The following is an 18,344-nucleotide window of genomic DNA, read 5'->3' on the forward strand; positions in this document are numbered from 1 at the left end:
CGCCCCTCCACTCCACCAAAGAGGAGGCCGATCAGCCTCCCGCCCCTTGAAGAGACTTGGAGATCGTCAATGAAAGCATCGCACCACTATTCTGCAATCCTGATTTTATCTGCCGCGTCGCTCGGCGCTTCCGCCGCCCATGCGCAGAGCAGCGTGATGCTGTACGGCGTGGTCGACGATTCGCTCGCGTACGTCAACAACCAGCAGGGCCACTCGAACATTTACATGCGCGACGGCAACCTGTATGCGTCGAAGTTCGGGCTGCGCGGCGACGAGGATCTCGGCGGCGGCACGCACGCGATCTTCGACCTGCAATCCGGCTTCAACCTGAACACCGGCGCGCAAGCCGCCGCCGGCACGATCTTCAACCGCCAGGCCTTCGTCGGGCTGCGCAACGATCATTACGGCACGGTGACGGCCGGCCGCCAGTACACGCCGTACTTCCTGCTGGTCGGCCCGTACGCGTCGAGCAGCTGGCTGACCGGCGCGACGGGCGCGCATCCGGGCGACATCGACGGGCTCGACACGACGATCCGCGTAAACAATTCCGTCACCTACACGTCGCCGACCCTCTTCGGGCTGACCGCGAGCGCGATGTACGCGTTCGGCGGCATCGCCGGCGCGACCGGCAAGGGCAACACGTTCAGCGCCGCGCTGCGCTATGCGAACGGGCCGGTCGGGATCGCGGCCGGCTACCTGCGCATCAACAGCTCGGGCTCGTCGGCGGGCTTCCTCAATCCGGCGACCGCGGCTTCGGGCAGCTTCGCGGTGTCCGTGCTGAACCAGGGCTACCTGACCGCGAAGGCCGTCGAGCAGGTCGCAGCGGCCGGCAACTACACGCTCGGCAACCTGACGATGGGCCTCAACTACTCGAACGTGAAGTACCTGCCCGGCAACGGCTCCGCGTTCACGGACACGGCCGTGTTCAACACCTACGGCGCGCTCGCCGCGTACCGCTTCACGCCGACCTTCTCGGTGGCCGGCGCGTTCGCGTACACGCTCGCGTCGAAGGCGAACGGCGTGTCGGACGCGGCCCGTTACCAGCAGTATTCGCTGAAGGAGTCGTACAGCCTGTCGAAGCGCACGACGCTCTATGCGCTGCAGGCGTACACGCATTCGAGCGGGCGGACGCTCGGCGCGCTGGGCGCCGGCCATATCGTCGACGCGGCGCCGATCGTCGGCGATTCGCAGCAGCTCACGCCGTCGACGACGCACGGCCAGTTCGTCGGCATGGCCGGGATCGCCATGACGTTCTGAACCCGTACGGCTGCGTTTCCCCTGCTTGAGCCCCGGACGATCCGGCATCGTCCGGGGCGCCGGTTGACGTTCGTCGTCGACCTCTTTCGCACGCCGCGCGCAGCGTGCGGGTTTTCGCGATCGCCCCGATACCTTACAATTCGTCGGGTTTATCCCTGCTGCATATCCCTTCATGCAGTCCTGACACCGCGGTACACTCGGCGCACGCCGTATCAGGGTCCGTCGCGCGCCATGCGCGCCGGGCGGCGTCGCGCCTCGTTGCGCCCACAACTGGATGCCAGCCATGCCAGATTCCCGTTCCTCGCCCCGCACGACATTCAAGCCGCAGGTCGTGCTGCCCGCGCTCGCGGTCATCGGTGCACTGCTCGTCGTGTGCGCGCTGCGCCCGAACGAAGCAGGCGCGCTCTTCTCCTCCGGCCAGCAATGGGTCGTCGCGCGCTTCGACTGGTTCTACGTACTCGCCGTCACCACGTTCCTCGTGTTCCTCGTGCTGATCGCGGCAAGCGACTTCGGCAACATCCGGCTCGGCCCCGACGACGCCGAGCCCGAGTTCAGCTTCCTGTCGTGGACAGCCATGCTGTTCGCCGCGGGCATGGGCATCGGCCTCATGTACTTCGGCGTTGGCGAGCCGATGCAGCACTTCCTGAAGCCGCCGACCGTCGACCCCGGCACACCGGCAGCCGCGCGCGAGGCGATGCTGATGACCTTCTTCCACTGGGGCTTTCATGCGTGGGCGATCTACGGGCTGATGGGGCTCGTGCTCGCATATTTCGGATTCCGCTACAACTTGCCGCTGACGCTGCGCTCCGGCCTGTATCCGGTGCTGCGCGAGCGCGTGAACGGCTGGATCGGCCACGCGGTCGACGCGTTCGCGCTGGTCGGCACGGTCGCGGGCATCGCGACGACGCTCGGCTACGGCGTGATGCAGTTGAGCGCGGGCCTGCATACGGTCGCCGGCTGGGATACGAGCGGCAACGCGTTTCGCATCGGGCTCGTCGTGATCGTCGTGATCCTGGCCGGCGCATCGGCCGCGAGCGGTCTCGACAAGGGCGTGCGGCGGCTGTCCGAGCTGAACCTGCTGCTGGCGTTCCTGTTGCTCGCGTTCGTGGTCGTCGCGGGCCCGACGTCGTTTCTGCTGCGCGCGCTCGGCGACAACATCGGCCAGTACCTGTCGAATCTCGTCGACCTGTCGTTCCGCACCTATGCGTACGCGCCGCCGCGCGAGGAAGGCTGGTTCGGCGGCTGGACGATCCTCTACTGGGCATGGTGGGTATCGTGGTCACCGTTCGTCGGCATGTTCATCGCGCGCATCTCGCGCGGCCGCACGATCCGCCAGTTCGTGATCGGTGTGTTGCTCGTGCCGACCGCATTCAATCTCGTGTGGATGACCGTGTTCGGCAACAGCGCGATCTGGCTCGACACGCATGGCGCGGCCGGCGCGCTCGCGCAAACGGCCGGCAGTGTCGATGCGTTGCTGTTCCGTTTCTTCGATTTCCTGCCGCTTCCGCAGTTGCTGTCGATCGTCGCGATCGTGCTGATCGCGGTGTTCTTCGTCACGTCCGCCGATTCCGGCGCATTCGTGATCGACCAGATCGCGACGCGCGGCACCGCGCATTCGCCGGTCTGGCAGCGGCTGTTCTGGGCTGCGCTGCTGGGCGTGACGGCGGCCGTGCTACTGGTCGCGGGCGGGCTCGGCGCGCTGCAGGCGATGACGTTGATCGCCGCATTACCGGTCGCCTTGATCATGCTCGCGCTGTGTTACGGGCTGTGGCGCGGGCTCGCGGCCGATCGCGCGCACTATTCCCAGGACGTCGCGCCCGCGACGAGCTTCTGGACCGGCCAGCACTGGCGCCATCGCCTGACCCACATCCTGCGGCAGACGACCGAAGCCGACGCACGCCAGTTCGTCGCGGAAACCGTCGAGCCCGCGCTACGCAAGGTCGCCGACGAGCTGCGTTCGGGCGGCGTCGACGCACACGTGCAGCGCGACAGCGACGACGCGGTGCGGCTGACCGTGCCGACCGCGGAACACCGCGATTTCGTCTACGGCGCGCGCGTGACGGCCAAATCCGCGGCGGCCTTCCTGGTACGCGAAGCGGCCGAGCCGGATGCGGAGCGTCCGCACGTGTACGGCATCGTCACGTTCTTCGAGGACGGCCGGCTCGGCTACGACATCGAATATCTGCGCGGCGACGAACTGATCGCTGACGTACTGCGTCAATACGAACGCTACGTCTCGCTCGCAGCCGACCAGCGTACGCATCTGCTGAGCCGCGCGCCGGGACACGCAACGGAGGCCGAATGAATCCGACCGCCGCGTTCCGCTTGTCGAGCCGACGCGCGGCAGCGGACGGAGCCATGCCATGAGCAGCCTCCTGAACAATCGCACCGGCGACTTCATCGCGCTCGCGACGCTCGCGGTGCTTTACCTCGGCGGCGTCGGCCTTGCGCTGTGGCGGATCCGCACCGCCGCACCGCGCGGCAAGGTTTACTGGATCTTCTGCATCGCGCTGCTGGCCGGCGGCGCGATCGCGATCACCGCCAACCTGTCGCCCGTGCCGAACAGCGGCGAGATGCCGCCCGGTTTCGCACTCGGCGTCGAGGCGGTGCTGCTCGGGCTCGCGCTCGTGGCGGCCAGCTGCGCCTGGCTGATGTTGCGTGCGAGGCGCGACTGATACCTGCCTTTTGCACGGCGCCGCAGCCTCGTCACGCATGAACGGCAACACGCATGCCGAACAACGGGCTGCCGCCATTTTCCCGATGCATCATGCAGACGGCGCCCGCGCGGTGACGAGCCAGCACGCCGCGTCGAAGCATAGGTTCGCGTCCTGCACATAGCGCCCGAACGCAGCGCGAACCGTATCGATCACGCGCCGGCGCGTCGCGTCGTCCACCTGACGAAGCGCGAGCCCGACCGGCCCCAGTCGCGCGATGTAGTCGTCCAGCTCGGACACCGGCAACGCGCACGCGATATCGATCGGCTCGATCGCGATGTCGGCCCAGCCGCTGTCCGACAATACCGACGCGATCCGTTGCCGGTCGCCGAACGCGAATTGTCCCGGCGCCCCCGGCTGCCGCGCCGGCATGGCGGGCAGCAATGGCGCCGCGACACGCTCTGCCGTCGTCATGAACGGATTGTCGGCGGCGCCGCGCCATGCGACGAATCGCAGTTGCGCGTTCGGGCGCGCCGCGTGCCGCAGGTTCGCGAAGGCCTGCACCGGATCGTCGAAGAACATCACACCGAAGCGCGACACGATCAGATCGAACTGCCCCGGCGCAAACGCATGCGTCTGCGCATCGGCATGCACGAAGTCGGCATCAACGCCCTCGCGTTCGACGCGTGCCCGTGCAGCGGCGATCATCTGCGCCGAAATATCCAGGCCCGTACAGTGCGCGTGCGCGCCAATCCGCCGTGCGATCGCGAGCGTCACCGCGCCGGTGCCGCAGCCGACGTCGAGCACGCTGCTCGAGGACGCCACCACCGCCCCATCCGCGAGCAATGTCTCGAACGGCTCGAACATCCGGTCGAGCGAGCGCTGCGCGTCGACCCATGCCAGCCCCGACGGGCCATTCCATAGCGCAGACTGCGCTTCGTTTGTCCGGTTTCCTTCCATCGTCGATTCTCCTTTTGTCCGCATCGTTGACCGTGATCCGGACTATGCTGCTTCAAGCCGGCTTGAGGTCAAGGCTGCGAACGCGGCACGACTCGCGCGCCGCGTCGGTCTTCGCACCCCATCCTTCACAATTCTTACATTCGCGTTCCGTATCGTTGACGGCTTTCCTACGGTGCCTCCCATGCGACGACTCCTCTCCCGCGCGCTGTTCGTGCGCTGCGCTCCGCTTGTTGCCCTCGCGGCGCTGTCCGCGTGTTCGAATCACATCGATACGCCCGCCGACCCGGCCAGTGCCGCGATCAACGTTCAGGCCGCGTGGGTCGAGATCGGCGATGCGAACCAGGCGATCGCACGCGTGGTCACCAACTACAGCCCCGTGTCCGCGAGCGATCCGCTGTGTCCGCAGTTGTCCGTCGACGGCAAGCTGTCGCGCATGACGCTGCGTGCCGGCGCCGCGACCATCGCGCAACGTCCGACGGCGAGCGCCCCGGCCGACTCGAAACCGTCGAGCTTCCCGGTGTCGGTCTGCGAAGCGATGCTGCCCACCGATGCACGGGCGGCGAGCGTCGCGGGCCGCGCGCTGCCGCTGCCGAAAGCGCAGCCGCAGCGCATCGCGATCATCGCCGACACCGGCTGCCGGATGAAGAAGGCCGACAACGCGTGGCAGGCGTGCAACGACGCGACGGTCTGGCCGTTCGACACGATCGCGGCGAGCGTCGCGAAGCTGTCGCCGGACCTCGTGCTGCACGTCGGCGACTATCACTACCGCGAAAACGCGTGCCCGCCCGACATCGCCGGCTGCAAGGACAGCCCGTGGGGCTACGGCTGGGATACGTGGCAGGCCGACCTGTTCCGCCCGGCCGCGCCGCTGTTCGCGAAGGCGCCGTGGGTCGTCGTGCGCGGCAACCACGAGGAATGCGCACGGGCTGGACAGGGCTGGTACCGCTTCCTCGATCCGCACCCGTATTCGGCAGCCCGTTCGTGCGACGATCCGGCCAACGACGACGACGCGAACTACTCGGATCCGTATGCGGTGTCGCTCGGCGGCGGCACGCAAGTGATCGTGTTCGACACCGCAAAGGTCGGTCGCAATCCGCTGAAGACGACCGATGCGCAGTTCCGCATCTACCAGAAGCAGTTCCAGACGGTCGCGTCGCTCGCGTCGAAGGCCGGCATGTCGACGACGATCTTCACGAACCACCATCCGATCCTCGCATTCGCGCCGATCGCCGGCAGCACGCCGGCGCCGGGCAACCTCGCGCTGCAGTCGGTGATGGCGAGCCTGAACGCGCAGGCGTACTACCCGCCCGGCATCCAGGTCGCGCTGCACGGGCACGTGCACGATTTCCAGGCGATCAACTTCTCGTCCGGGCATCCGGCGACGATCGTGTCCGGCAACGGTGGCGACAACCTCGACGTCGCGCTGCCCGATCCATTCCCGGCCGGCCTGGCGCCCGCGCCGGGCGCCGTGATCGAACGACTGTCACACCACAACAGCTTCGGTTTCCTGATCATGGAGCGACGCGCGGCGCCGGCGACGGGCTGGGTGTTCCATGCGTATTCGGCGGCCGGCAAGCTGCTCGCGTCGTGCGACCAGTCGGGCAACACGCTCGCATGCGACAAGACGGGGTTCATCGCGCCGTGAGTGACGAAGTTCGATTGAGTGATGATCTGACGAATTCGACCGGCCTCCGGCGACGGATGGCCGGCTCGTGGATGCGGACGGTTTCGTCGGTGACCGCTGCCGAGCATCGGGTTTGCGCTTCGGTTCCGGTCGCCGGCGTTGGCCGGACGGTACGCGTGCTTGCCGCCGCCCTGCTCGCCGGCGCGGCGCTCGCGGCCCATGCCACACCGTCGGAGACGATCCTTCTTCCCGGTGTGCCGTCGCGTGTCGTCGGCACGATCGGCAACGGCACGCCGCAGGTGACCGGCAAGGTCGACGCGGCGGCCGCCCGTTTCGCGCCCGATCCGACGCTCGTCGCGCTGGGCCGCCGGATCTTCTTCGATCCGCGGCTGTCCGAGCCGCGCGGCATGTCGTGCGCGGGCTGCCACGATCCGGGACGCGCGTTCGCGCCGACATTGTCGGCCGCTTCGCTCGCGGGGCCCGGCGTGCCGGAAGGCAGCCGCCACGGGCGCTTCAGCCTGCGCAACGCGCCGTCGCTGCTCTACGTGCGCTACGTGCCGCGCCGCCACTTCTACCAGGATGACGACGCGCCCGCGCCGTCGCCGTTCGGCGGCCTCTTCAGCGACGGCCGCGCGGACACGCTCGCCGAACAGATCCGCGGGCCGTTGTTCGATCCGAACGAGATGAACAATCGATCGCCGGCCGCGCTGCTACGCAACGTCGACGGCACCGAACTGGCGGACGATCTCGCCGCGCGTTTCGGCGCATCGGTGCGGCGCGACCCCGAACAGCTGGTGCGCGCACTGGGCTCGTCCGTCGAGGCGTATCTGCAGAGCGACGACATGGCGCCGTTCACGTCGCGCTTCGACGCGTACCTGCGCACGCGCAAGCCGCTCGCGCCGGCCGAGATGCGCGGCCTGGCGCTGTTCCGCAATCCTGACAAGGGCAACTGCATGAGTTGCCATACGCTGACGGAGACGTCGAGCCGGCCGGAGCGCTCGCTCTTCACCGATTTCGGCTACGACGCGATCGCGGTGCCGCGCAACCGCGCGCTGCCCGCGAACCGAGATCCGCGCCATTTCGACAACGGCCTGTGCGACACGGCCGCACGGCTGCGCTGGCCCGAGCCGACGCAATGGTGTGGCTATCTGCGCACGCCGGGGCTGCGCAACGTCGCGGTCAAGCAGACGTTCATGCACAACGGCGTGTTCACGACGCTGCGCGACGCGGTCGCGTTCTACAACACGCGCTCGACCGACCCGGGCTACTGGTATCACGGCGCCAGGACGTTCGACGACGTGCCGGCCGCCTATCGCGGCAACATCAACGTCAATTCGACGCCGATGAACCGCCGGCCGGGCATGCAGCCAGCACTCACCGACTCGGAAATCGACGACATCGTCGCGTTCCTCGGCACGCTGACCGACGCGCGCTACGCGAACATCGTCCCGCCCGCCGCGCCTGCCGCCCGGATTACCGGATCGCCGGCCGCCCGCACACCGGCGCCGGTGCGTTAAACGCTGACCGACCGTCCAGGCGGATGCGCGCCCGCTTGCGGCCACCTCATATACTGGTTATATTTACAGTACTGTATTTATGAACAGTGGGGTGCGCGATGGAACACCTGGTCCGTATCGTCAACGACACCGATCGCCAAGTGCTGGCATGGCTGCGTGCGCAGGTTGGCGACGCCCGCGTCGAGCGCGCGGCGCGCCAGCTCGGGCATACACGCAAGCCTTTCCCGTCGGCGGTATGCCGGTACCTGGGCATGAGCGCGCCGGCCACGCTGCGCCAGGCGGAACGGCCGCGTGCCGCACGCGACTTCTCGGTCGGCGATCGCTACCTGTCGCTGATCCGCCAGCACCTCGCCGCGCATGCGGTCAGCCGATGAAATCGCCGAAATCGTATTGTCGGCGCGTCGCCGTGCGGCGGCCGTTCAGGGTGAACGCGGCGTGCCGGATCGGCCGGCGCGTGCCCCCGTCACGACCGCCCAGCCCGGTAGCCAACGCGCGGGCCCGCTCCACACCTGTCCCGCTTACGCGGCGGCCGCCGCGTCGCGTATCAGCTGGCCGAGCGTTTCGATCGCCGCTTCGTGTGCCGTGTCGAACACCCGCGTGCAGGCAAGCCGGATATACGCGTCAAAGCGGTCGGAGTTCGAAAAGATCGCGCCTGGCGCGATCCTTACCCCGCGTGCCAGCGCCGCATCGAACAATGCTTCGGAACGCACGCCGTCCGGCAACGCGATCCACAGCAGCATGCCGCCGGGCGGCCGGTTCATCCGCGTGCCGACCGGAAAATGGCGCGCGATCGCATCGATCGTCACATCGCGCTGCACGCGCAGTTGCTCGCGAAACCGGTGCAGGTGGCGATCGAACGCACCCGAGCCGACGAATTCGGCCGCGACGGCCTGCAGCAACGCGGCGTTGTGCCGGCTGTGCGCGAACTTGAGCATCTTCACGCGCGCGTGCCAGCGGCCCGCGCTCATCCAGCCGAGCCGCATCCCGGGCGCCAGCACCTTGTTGAACGACGGGCAATAGATCACCGTGCCGTCACGGTCCCATGCCTTCACGGGCTTCACCACCTGCGGCGCTTCCACGAGCTCGCGATAAGGCTCGTCCTCGATCACGGCCACCCCGCGGCGCGAGCACAGCGCGACCAGCGCGGCCTTGCGTTCGTCGGGCATCACACTGCCGAGCGGGTTCTGCAGATTCGGCACGACGACCACGGCCCGAATGTCCGGGTACGCGGTCAGCGCCACGTCGAGCGCTTCGATCGAGAGTCCGGTCGTCGGGCTGGCCGGGATCTCGAGCGCACGCAGGCCGAGGCTTTCGAGCAGCTGGATCAAGCCGAAAAAGGCCGGCGATTCGATCGCGATCGTGTCGCCGGCGCGTGCCACCGCGCGCAGCGCGAGATTCACGGCATCGACGCCGCCGCTCGTCGACATCACGTCGTCCGGCGACACGGCCACGCCGTACGACAGCGCGCGCTTTGCCATCGTCTGCCGGAATTCGGGCGACCCGCCAACCGGCCCCGCGTCGGTCAGCAGCGTCGGCTTGCGCCGCAGCAACCGGATCGCCAGCGTCTGCAGACGCTCGGCCGGATACAGCGTCGCCAGCGCGGACGCGCCGCCGAGATTCAGCGCATCGGGCATCGCATTCGCGCGATCGATCACGCGCGACACGCGTTCATGCAGTCCCGCGAAGGGCGGCTCGACGCTCAGCGGCGACCCGTCGCTTTCCGGCAGCGTATCGAGCACGGCGGCCGCGCGCCGCCGCACGAAATAGCCCGAGCGCGGCCGGGCTTCGCACCAGCCTGTATCCTCGAGCCGCCGAAATGCCTGGATCGCGGTCGACAGGCTCACGCCGTGCTGTGCCATGAATGCGCGTACGGACGGCATCCGGTCGCCGGGCGACAAGGTACCCGCCGCGATGATGCGGCGGTAATGCTCGGCGAGTCGTTCGTAAAGCGGCTCGCCGGCCATCGGCAACGGTGTTCGGAACGAGTCTGTGATGAGCGTCATGCGGGTCATCGTGCCCGCGCGCCCCAGCACACGCCAGATACAGATTCAGGGGAAACAGACCGATACAGAGGATCAAGATCGTCGCCTGCACCGTAACAGATTCCCGTCCCCTGAATCTGTCCTGCCGGCACGCGTTTCCTTAACCTGATTGCACGCTGTCGCCCCGCCGTCGCCGGGCCGCGCAACCAGGAAAAGGACTCGCCATGCGGACGCAAGAGATCCGGCTCGACGCCGGGCAAAGCCACTTTGCGTGGTTCGACAAGGACAGCCAGGTCATCGTGATCGACGGCGCGCTCGCGGTCACGTTGCGTCACGGCGGGCTCGACTGGTTACCCGATACGCCGCATTACGTTCGCCGCGTGCTCGACGAAGGCGAATGCCTGACGATCGAGACAGCCGGTCACGTGGCATTGTCCGCAGCCGGTGTCGGGCCGGTCGCCGCAACCGTCGCGGAACCCGAGGCTCGGTCCGGCGGGTTCTCGGTGTGGCGCGCATGGCTGCACCGGGTGTCCAGGCAGCTACTCGGCGAGCGGCAAGTGCGCGAGCAACCCTGACGCGGCGGCTCGCACCATCGCCGATATCGTCATGTGATCGCCGTGTCGCCCCCCCGGCAACGAGCGTGAACTTGTCCCGGCGCCGTCGCCGCGCCGGGTCGACTCGACCGAGCCGACAACTTCGCCCGCAGCAACCCCACCCAGCTACCGCCCCTTCCGCGTGCGCTCGATCCACTCGAACAACGCCATCCCGATCAACATCGCGACGACGAACGCGATGCCCTTGACCGACCCGAGTCCGATCGACACGATTGCCGGCCCCGGGCAGAACCCGGCAAGCCCCCAGCCGATGCCGAACACGGCACTCCCTGCGACGAGGCGCACGGTAATCGTCCGCACGGTCGGCCACTGGATCGGCAGGCCGAGCAACGTCCGCGTCCGACGCTTCGCCCAAGCGAACGCGAACACGGCAACGCCGATCGCGCCGGCCATCACGAACGCGAGCGACGGATCCCAGCGGCCTGCCAGGTCGAGAAAGCCGAGCACTTTCTGCGGATTGGCCATCCCCGACACGATGAGCCCGGCGCCGAACAGCAGCCCCGCCAGAAACGCGAATCCTGCCTGCATGTCAGCCTCCGATCACGTGCCGTCGCACGAATACGGTCGCAAACCCCGCGACCATGAACACCGCGGTCGCGACGATCGATCGCGCCGCACCACGCGACAGCCCGCAGACGCCGTGACCGCTCGTGCATCCGCCCGCATAGCGCGTACCGATCCCGACCAGCAGGCCGGCCGCCAGCAACTCGCCCCAGCCCGCATCGACCTGCGGCGCCGCGGCGACACCGGCGATACGCATCATCAGCGGCGCGGCGATCAGCCCGGCGACGAATGCGGCACGCCAGTCGCGCTCAGCTGCACCGGCCGTGAACAAGCCGCCGACGATGCCGCTGATCCCGGCGATCCGCCCGTTGAACGCAACGAGCCATGCCGCCGCAAGCCCGATCAGCACACCACCTGCAAGCGACAGCCACGGCGTGAAATGAAGGACATCAAGCTGCATGGCGCGCCCCCTTCGCGGCCGTGCCGCAGAACTGTTCGTACAGCACGCCCATCACCGCGATCACGGGCGGGCTGTCGAGCGAATAGTGGATGTTCTTGCCTTCGCGGCGCGTGCGGACCAATGCGTTGTCCCGCAACACGCCGAGCTGCTGCGACAGCGTCGGCTGGCGGATATCCAGCCGCGCCTCGAGATCGCTCACGCAGCGTTCGCCCTGCGACAGCTCGCACAGCAGCAGCAACCGGTCGGGATTGGACAGCACCTTGAGCAACGCGCATGCCGATTCGGCGGCGGCGCGCATCTGGTCGGGCTGGGGCAGCCCGGTGGAAGGGTCGGCATTCATGATGGGTGACGGAATACGATTAACGAATCTACATTATATACATTTATATAATGTAGATTCGTGCTTTCGTTCGGTGCCGTCAGAGGACGGCGCCATCGGCAATGGCCGCCCCCCTGCCTCCACTATGCCTGCTCGCCGGCAATTGCCTCGGCTGCCGCCGCGCGCTTCGCGCCGGCCCGGACCGCGCCAAGCACCAGCATTGCGATCCCGGCGATCAGGCACGGCACCGCGACGAATGCGAACGCGGTCGGCAGCGGCAGCCCCATCGCGAGCATCGCGCCGCCCGCCATCGAGCCGACGACGGACCCGCCGCGGCCGATTCCGTTCGCCCAGCTCACGCCCGTGGTCCGGCATTCGGTCGGATAGAACGCGGCCGACAGCGCATTCGCGCCGACCTGCGAGCCCGACACGCAGAAGCCGGCCGCGAACACGGCCAGTGCCGCGCCCGCCGGCGACGCGGCCAGCACCCCGATCGCCGCGACGAACACGCCCGCCGCCGCATAGCTGCACGCGAGCACGCGATGCGGATCGAAGCGGTCCATCAGCCAGCCGAGCACGATCGCGCCGAGCGTGCCGCCGACCTGGAACATCGCGGTCACGCGCGCGGCCGTCTGCAGCGTCGCGCCGGTCGTGCGCAACAACGTGGGCAGCCAGCTCGACAGCAGGTAGATGACGAGCAGGCTCATGAAGAACGTCAGCCACAGCAGCAGCGTGCCGCGCAGCAGGTCGGTGGCGAACAGACGGCCGAGCGGCGACCCGGCCGGCTTGCCGCGCGGCACGATGAACGACGCGTGCACGAGTTGCGGGGCCGGTGCGATGCGCGCGAGCATCGCCGCGATTCGCTCGCGCGACGCGCCGGTGTTGACGAGGTAGCGCACCGATTCCGGCAGTCGCCACGCGAGCACCGGCAGGAGCAGCAGCGGCGCGGCACCGCCGACGACGAGCACCGCGCGCCAGCCGTCTCGTTCGATCAGCGACGCGGCCGCGAGTCCGCCGAGCGCCGAGCCGATCGTGAAGCCGCAGAACATCGTCGTGACGAGCAGCGAGCGCCGCCGCGCGGGGCAATACTCGGACGTCAGCGTGATCGCGTTCGGCATCGCGCCGCCGAGCCCGAGGCCCGTCACGAAGCGCCACGCGATCAGTTCGTTCAAGCCGCCCGCACTCGCCGACGCCGCACTCGCGACGCCAAAGCACGCCACACAGGCGAGCAGCAGGCGCTTGCGGCCGAACCGGTCACCGAACGGCCCGAACACGAGCGCGCCGGCCATCAGCCCGGCGAGCCCCGCGCCGAATACGGGCGCGAGCTGCGCGGGCGACAGCCCCCATTCCGCGCGAATGACCGGAGCGATGAACCCGATCGATGCCGTGTCGAAACCGTCGATCGCGACGATCAGGAAGCACAGCACGACGATCGCGACCTGAAACGGCGCAACGCGATGCCGGTCGATCCATTCGCTGACGTCGATGGACAGCGTATCGGCCATGATGATGTCTCCTCCATGAAGGCGGTCGCGCGCGATGTCGTTGGAATGCGCGCCGCCGGATCCGGGCTGAAGCGCGTCAGGCGACGGTCTTCAGGCAATCTTGCGCGCGCCAGCCGTGCAGCCAGTCGAGCGCGTCGTAGAACTGCGCCTGCGTGCGTCCGACCCACAGCGCGTTGCGCACCTGCCGCTCGACGCCCTTCGCGTGATAGATCCGTCCCATCTCGCGCGCCGAATACAGCACGCGCGCGGTGCGCGGAATCCGCACGTGTTCGTACAGCGCAAACGCGGCCTCGAAGTCGCCATCGGTCCGCGCGACGGCCGCGCCGAGCGTCACCGCATCCTCGAGCGCCTGGCACGCGCCCTGCGCGATGTATTGCGTCATCGGATGGGCGGCGTCGCCGAGCACCGTCGCGCGGCCCGCGCTCCAGCGTTCGACCGGGTCGCGATCGGCGGTCGCCCAGCGCTTCCACGACGTCGGCCGGTCGAGCATCTGCTTCGGCAGCGGATGGATGCCGTCGAAGTACGACAGCACTTCCTCCTTGCTGCCGTCGCGCACGCCCCAGGTTTCCTGCTCGCGGCTGTGGAACGTGACGACGAGGTTGTATTGCCGTCCGCCCCGCAGCGGATAGTGGACGAGATGGCAATGCGGGCCAGCCCACACGACCGGCGCATTGATCTGCAGATCCTTCGGCATGTTGTCGACGTCGACGACCGCGCGGTACACGACGTGCCCCGTCACGCGATGCGCGTCGCCGATCAGCGCCTGCCGGATCGCGGACTTCACGCCGTCGCAGCCGATCACCGCGTCGGCGCGATAACGCTCGCCATGCTGGTCGATCACGGTCACGCCGTTGCCGTCCTGCTCGAACCCGCACACCTGCGTGCTGGTCCGGAATTCGATCAGCGGATGATCCTTGACCGCCTCGTAGATCGACAGGTGGATGTCCGCGCGATGGATCACCGCATACGGGTTGCCGAAGCGCGCGCGATACGCGGCGCCCGTATCGATGCACGCGACTTCCCGCGCATCGACCGCATCCATCAGTTGCAGCCGGTCGGTGAACACCGCGCGTCCGCGCGCGGCTTCGCCGACGCCCAGCGCGTCGAGCGCATTGAACGCGTTCGCGGCGAGCTGGATGCCCGCGCCGATCTCGCCGATTTGCGCGGCCTGTTCGAGCAGCTTCACGCGAATGCCCTGGCGCGCGAGCGCCAGCGCCGTCGCGAGCCCGCCGATGCCGCCGCCGATCACGAGTACGCGTCGGCCTGTCATGTTTGTCTCGCCCATGTCTGTCTCCTCCTTCGTGTTACGCGACGTAGTCCGGTTGCCGCTGTGGCTGCGCCGCTTCGAACGCCGGCTCGCGTCGCGCGTGTTCATGAACCGCGAGGCTGCGCGGATATGCGCTCAGGTCGCAATCCATCCGCAGCGCGTTCGCGACCTGCGGCACGAGGCAGATGTCGGCGAGCGTCGGCGCCGCGCCGAAACACCACGGGCTCGTGCCCGCGCGTGCGAGCAGGCGCTCGGCGCCGGCCATGCCTTCCGCGATCCAGTGCCGGTACCACGCACGCTTCTGCTGCGGCGTGACCTGCAGTTCGCTGTCGAGGTAGCGCAGCACGCGCAGGTTGTTGACCGGATGGATGTCGCACGCGATCAGCGTCGCGAATTCCAGCACGCGTGCGCGCCGCCGCGGTTCCAGCGGAATCAGCCGCGGCGCCGGATGAATCTGGTCGAGGTAGTCGATGATCGCGAGCGACTGGCCGAGACGAAAATCGCCATCGACCAGCGCCGGCACCGACGCCGACGGATTCACCTGCGCGACGTAGCCAGCCTCGCGGTGCTCGTCCGTGCGGATGTTCACGGGCAGCGTGTCGTACGGCAGTCCTTTCAGCGCGAGCGCGATGCGTACCCGATAGGATGTCGAACTGTTGAAGAAGCTATGCAGTTGCACGATGTGACCTTTCGAGGAAATCGAAGCACGCGCTTCAGACCACGCGCACGGCCAATTCGCCGAGACGCTCGACGCCGACCTTCATCACGTCGCCCTTGACCACCGGGCCGACGCCTTCCGGCGTGCCGGTGAAGATCACGTCGCCCGGTTCGAGGCGGAAGAACTTCGACAGGTCGGCCACCGTTTCCGCGACCGACCAGATCAGGTGCGACACGTCGCTCTTCTGCTTCGTCGCGCCGTTGACCGTCAGCCACAGGCCGGCCTGCTCGAAATGACCGACCTCGCTCGCCGGATGCACGGGGCCAATCGGCGCGGAACGGTCGAACGCCTTGCCGATTTCCCACGGACGGCCCATCTCGCGCATCTTCATCTGCAGGTCGCGGCGCGTCATGTCGAGGCCGACGGCATAACCCCACACGTGCTCGAGCGCGCGCTCGAGCGGAATGTCGGAACCGCCCTTGCCGATCACCGCGACGAGTTCAGCTTCGTAGTGATAGTTCTGCGTTTGCGACGGATATGCCAAATCGAGCGTTTCGCCGTAGGCGACCGGCACGATCGAATCGGCCGGCTTGCAAAAGAAGAACGGCGGTTCGCGATCGGGATCGAAGCCCATTTCGCGCGCATGGGCCGCGTAGTTGCGGCCGACGCAGTACACGCGGCGTACCGCGAAGCGGGCGTCGCTGCCGGCGACGGGAAGCGCCACCGGCGCTTCGGGCGGGAAAACATAAGTCATGAACGGCTCCAGCGTAGGCATGAAGGAAGGACCGCGCGCCGCCTTCGCGGCGCATCGGACGAATCGGGGATATCGGGAGAATCGGGCCACTCGTGCCAATCGGCGGCGTCAGTCGCGCGCTTCGCGCAGCAGGTTCAGCGCGGACAGCACCGGCCGGTCTGAATAGCTGAACAGCACGCTGTCGGACGAGGCCGCCAGCCGCAACCGCGCCCATGACGGCGCGACGAAGATGTCGTGCGGCTCGAATGCGAACGCGTCGCCGCCGATGTACGCGGTGCCGCTACCTTCGACGACGCAGTAGATCGTCGCGTCGGTGCTGCGATACGTGCGGCCGTCGAAGCCGGCCGGCAGGAACTGCATGAAGGTCGCGATCGTCGGCATCGGCCAGCCGCCCGTCGCGGGATTGACGTAGCGCAGCTTCACGCCGTCCCACGCGTCGAGCTCGCCGTTGCGGTACAGCGCGTCAAGGGCCTCGCGGGTGCGTGCATACGGATAGCTGAACACCGGCGACGTCGGCTCGCTCGCGCGATGGCGCACCGGCACCATGTTGTGGCCGAAGCGCGCGAAGCTGTCGCCTTCCGCGCGGCTGACGGGCTGCTCGGCTTCCGGGTAGTTCTCCGCGAAGCCTGCGTCGAGGTGCCCGACCAGCGGGATGTCGAGCCCGTCGAGCCACACGACCGGCTCGCCGCCGTCTTCCGCCGACGGGTTGCCGTGGTCGTGCCAAGCCCACGACGGCGTGATGATGAAGTCGCCCGGATGCATCGTCGTGCGCTCTCCGTTCACCGCGGTCCACGCGCCCTTGCCCTCGATGATGAAGCGCAGCGCCGACTGCGTATGCCGGTGGCTCGGCGCGATCTCGCCCGGCAGGATCAGTTGCAGGCCCGCGTACAGGCTCGGCGTCATGCTCGACTTGCCGGGCAGCCCCGGGTTCTCCAGCACCAGCACGCGGCGCACGGCTTCTTCCGCGCTGATCACGCCGCCGGCCTGCATCACCAGGTCGCGCACCTGCGCGTACTTCCAGATCGCGGCCTGCGCGGCCGGCTGCGGCGCTTTCGGCACGAGGTTGTGCAGCGACTCCCACAACGGCGCGAGGCGCTGTTCGGCGATCCGTGCGTAATAGTCGGCGCGCGACGTATCCGGGTGTCGGCTGGTCATGATGTCTCCTTGGTGCGGCCGATCGCGGTCGGCGCTGTGTCGGGTCGGGGACCGCGTGCTTCGGTCCGTCAGCGCATTTATATTCGACGCAGACATACCCGGTAAAATGGCGAAATCATCTAGTCCATATTATTTTTGATATACCTTCCGACACGGAGCACGCGATGGACTGGACCTACCGGCTGCGATTGCGGCACCTCCAGGTGCTGCTGAGCCTGGCCAGCACGGGCAACCTGAGCCAGTCGGCGGCGGCGCTCGCGACCACCCAGCCCGCGCTGTCGAAATGGCTGAAGGAACTGGAAGAAGACGTCGGGCTGCCGCTGTTCGAACGGCACGCGCGCGGCCTGCGGCCGACGGCCTACGGCAATGCGCTGATCGAGCACGCGCGCCGCGTGGAGGCGCAGCTCGACGTCGCGCGTGACGACATGGCCGCGTTGCGTGAAGGCGGCAGCGGCCTGGTCACGATCGGCACGTCAGGTGTCGCGGCGGCCGATACCGTGCCGCTCGCGGTATCGCAGTTGCTGAAGCGGATGCCGCGCGCGCAGGTGCGGCTCGCGGAGAGCACGATGAACCAGCTGATGCCGCAACTCGCGCGCGGCGAACTCGACATCGTCGTCGGCCGCTCGGGCTCCGCGTCCGTCGATCCGCATCTGCACGCCGAAGCGCTGTACGTCGATCCGGTGGTGTTCGTCGCGCGGCCCGATCATCCGCTCGTCGGCGCGGCCGCTGTCGGCTGGGACGAGGTGCTGGCCCACTCGTGGATCGTCTGGCCGTCCGGCACACCGGTGCACAACGCGCTGCAGGTCGCGCTGACGGCCGCCGGCCGCGTGCAGCCGCCGCATTGCGTCGAATCGAATTCGTCGATCCTGAACCTCACGCTGCTGAACAACACCGACCTGCTGGGCGTCGCGTCGCATCGTGCCGCGCGGCGCTTCGAGCAACTGAACGCGATCCGCATCCTGCCGATGCGGCTCGAGGGACAAGGCGCGGTGTCGATGTACTGGCATCCGGACAGCGCGAATCGCGCGGCCGTGGCCGCCGCGATCGAGTGCCTGCGTGCCTGTGCGGCGCCGCAGGTGGGCGGATGGGAGAAAGTGAAGGTGGAATGAGCGGC

At 68.2% G+C, this 18,344-nt stretch carries 18 protein-coding genes; 8 read left to right on the top strand and 10 right to left on the bottom strand.

The features are described 5' to 3' along the window. Positions 1 to 69: 69 nt before the first annotated feature. From ACT2FV_RS05695 to ACT2FV_RS05705, 3 genes are all read left to right on the top strand, one after another. Positions 70 to 1,257, top strand: coding sequence for a porin (locus ACT2FV_RS05695; RefSeq protein WP_444503418.1), 1,188 nt, complete (start codon positions 70 to 72; stop codon positions 1,255 to 1,257). Positions 1,258 to 1,540: 283 nt separating this feature from the next. Further along, positions 1,541 to 3,562: a BCCT family transporter gene (locus ACT2FV_RS05700; RefSeq protein ID WP_175815167.1), complete on the top strand. Its 2,022-nt coding sequence runs from the start codon at positions 1,541 to 1,543 to the stop codon at positions 3,560 to 3,562. A 58-nt stretch (positions 3,563 to 3,620) separates the two neighbouring features. Further along, the gene (locus ACT2FV_RS05705) at positions 3,621 to 3,932 is read left to right on the top strand and encodes a hypothetical protein (protein WP_059598873.1); all 312 of its coding nucleotides are present in this window, start codon (positions 3,621 to 3,623) and stop codon (positions 3,930 to 3,932) included. Positions 3,933 to 4,022: 90 nt separating this feature from the next. On the opposite strand, the gene ACT2FV_RS05710 is transcribed toward ACT2FV_RS05705, so the two are convergent. Beyond that, entirely contained in the window at positions 4,023 to 4,871 is an 849-nt protein-coding gene (locus tag ACT2FV_RS05710; protein ID WP_444503419.1) for a class I SAM-dependent methyltransferase, read from the bottom strand. Between the two features lie 181 nt (positions 4,872 to 5,052). On the opposite strand from ACT2FV_RS05710, the gene ACT2FV_RS05715 reads away from it, so the two are divergent. The 3 genes from ACT2FV_RS05715 to ACT2FV_RS05725 all read left to right on the top strand — a co-directional run bounded on the left by ACT2FV_RS05715 (position 5,053) and on the right by ACT2FV_RS05725 (position 8,386). Further along, positions 5,053 to 6,516 (top strand): metallophosphoesterase family protein, encoded by a 1,464-nt coding sequence (locus tag ACT2FV_RS05715; RefSeq protein ID WP_444503420.1) that lies wholly within the window; start codon positions 5,053 to 5,055, stop codon positions 6,514 to 6,516. A gap of 170 nt (positions 6,517 to 6,686) precedes the next feature. Continuing rightward, the gene (locus ACT2FV_RS05720) at positions 6,687 to 8,012 is read left to right on the top strand and encodes a cytochrome-c peroxidase (protein ID WP_444503900.1); all 1,326 of its coding nucleotides are present in this window, start codon (positions 6,687 to 6,689) and stop codon (positions 8,010 to 8,012) included. 98 nt (positions 8,013 to 8,110) lie between these two features. Further along, complete coding sequence (locus ACT2FV_RS05725; RefSeq protein ID WP_057928306.1) at positions 8,111 to 8,386, top strand: hypothetical protein; 276 nt, start codon at positions 8,111 to 8,113, stop codon at positions 8,384 to 8,386. Positions 8,387 to 8,530: 144 nt separating this feature from the next. Here the strand turns inward: ACT2FV_RS05725 and ACT2FV_RS05730 are convergent, their stop codons facing one another. Then, positions 8,531 to 10,024: an aminotransferase-like domain-containing protein gene (locus ACT2FV_RS05730; RefSeq protein ID WP_151051339.1), complete on the bottom strand. Its 1,494-nt coding sequence runs from the start codon at positions 10,022 to 10,024 to the stop codon at positions 8,531 to 8,533. Between the two features lie 194 nt (positions 10,025 to 10,218). On the opposite strand from ACT2FV_RS05730, the gene ACT2FV_RS05735 reads away from it, so the two are divergent. After that, positions 10,219 to 10,569: a hypothetical protein gene (locus ACT2FV_RS05735; protein WP_151051341.1), complete on the top strand. Its 351-nt coding sequence runs from the start codon at positions 10,219 to 10,221 to the stop codon at positions 10,567 to 10,569. A gap of 144 nt (positions 10,570 to 10,713) precedes the next feature. Here the strand turns inward: ACT2FV_RS05735 and ACT2FV_RS05740 are convergent, their stop codons facing one another. From ACT2FV_RS05740 to gtdA, 8 genes are all read right to left on the bottom strand, one after another. After that, entirely contained in the window at positions 10,714 to 11,136 is a 423-nt protein-coding gene (locus tag ACT2FV_RS05740; protein ID WP_124628712.1) for a DUF6691 family protein, read from the bottom strand. A 1-nt stretch (position 11,137) separates the two neighbouring features. Continuing rightward, positions 11,138 to 11,572: a YeeE/YedE family protein gene (locus ACT2FV_RS05745; RefSeq protein ID WP_226115000.1), complete on the bottom strand. Its 435-nt coding sequence runs from the start codon at positions 11,570 to 11,572 to the stop codon at positions 11,138 to 11,140. Continuing rightward, positions 11,562 to 11,912, bottom strand: a complete 351-nt coding sequence (locus ACT2FV_RS05750) for an ArsR/SmtB family transcription factor (RefSeq protein WP_444503421.1) — start codon at positions 11,910 to 11,912, stop codon at positions 11,562 to 11,564. Before ACT2FV_RS05750 ends, ACT2FV_RS05745 begins: the two co-directional genes overlap by 11 nt. 122 nt (positions 11,913 to 12,034) lie before the next feature. Next, positions 12,035 to 13,396 (bottom strand): MFS transporter, encoded by a 1,362-nt coding sequence (locus ACT2FV_RS05755; protein ID WP_444503422.1) that lies wholly within the window; start codon positions 13,394 to 13,396, stop codon positions 12,035 to 12,037. Between the two features lie 76 nt (positions 13,397 to 13,472). Beyond that, the gene (locus ACT2FV_RS05760; protein WP_174906611.1) at positions 13,473 to 14,681 is read right to left on the bottom strand and encodes a 3-hydroxybenzoate 6-monooxygenase; all 1,209 of its coding nucleotides are present in this window, start codon (positions 14,679 to 14,681) and stop codon (positions 13,473 to 13,475) included. 19 nt (positions 14,682 to 14,700) lie between these two features. After that, entirely contained in the window at positions 14,701 to 15,342 is a 642-nt protein-coding gene (gene maiA / locus ACT2FV_RS05765) for a maleylacetoacetate isomerase (RefSeq protein WP_444503423.1), read from the bottom strand. 34 nt (positions 15,343 to 15,376) lie between these two features. Continuing rightward, a complete protein-coding gene (locus ACT2FV_RS05770; protein WP_124900630.1) occupies positions 15,377 to 16,075 on the bottom strand; it encodes a fumarylacetoacetate hydrolase family protein in 699 nt (232 codons plus the stop codon). A 108-nt stretch (positions 16,076 to 16,183) separates the two neighbouring features. Beyond that, entirely contained in the window at positions 16,184 to 17,230 is a 1,047-nt protein-coding gene (gene gtdA / locus ACT2FV_RS05775) for a gentisate 1,2-dioxygenase (RefSeq protein ID WP_444503424.1), read from the bottom strand. 164 nt (positions 17,231 to 17,394) lie between these two features. On the opposite strand from gtdA, the gene ACT2FV_RS05780 reads away from it, so the two are divergent. Next, positions 17,395 to 18,339: a LysR substrate-binding domain-containing protein gene (locus tag ACT2FV_RS05780; RefSeq protein ID WP_151051351.1), complete on the top strand. Its 945-nt coding sequence runs from the start codon at positions 17,395 to 17,397 to the stop codon at positions 18,337 to 18,339. The last annotated feature ends 5 nt before the right edge of the window (positions 18,340 to 18,344 follow it).

The organism is Burkholderia sp. PR2 (assembly GCF_052372875.1).
In the GTDB taxonomy this organism is placed as follows: Bacteria; Pseudomonadota; Gammaproteobacteria; order Burkholderiales; family Burkholderiaceae; genus Burkholderia; species Burkholderia diffusa.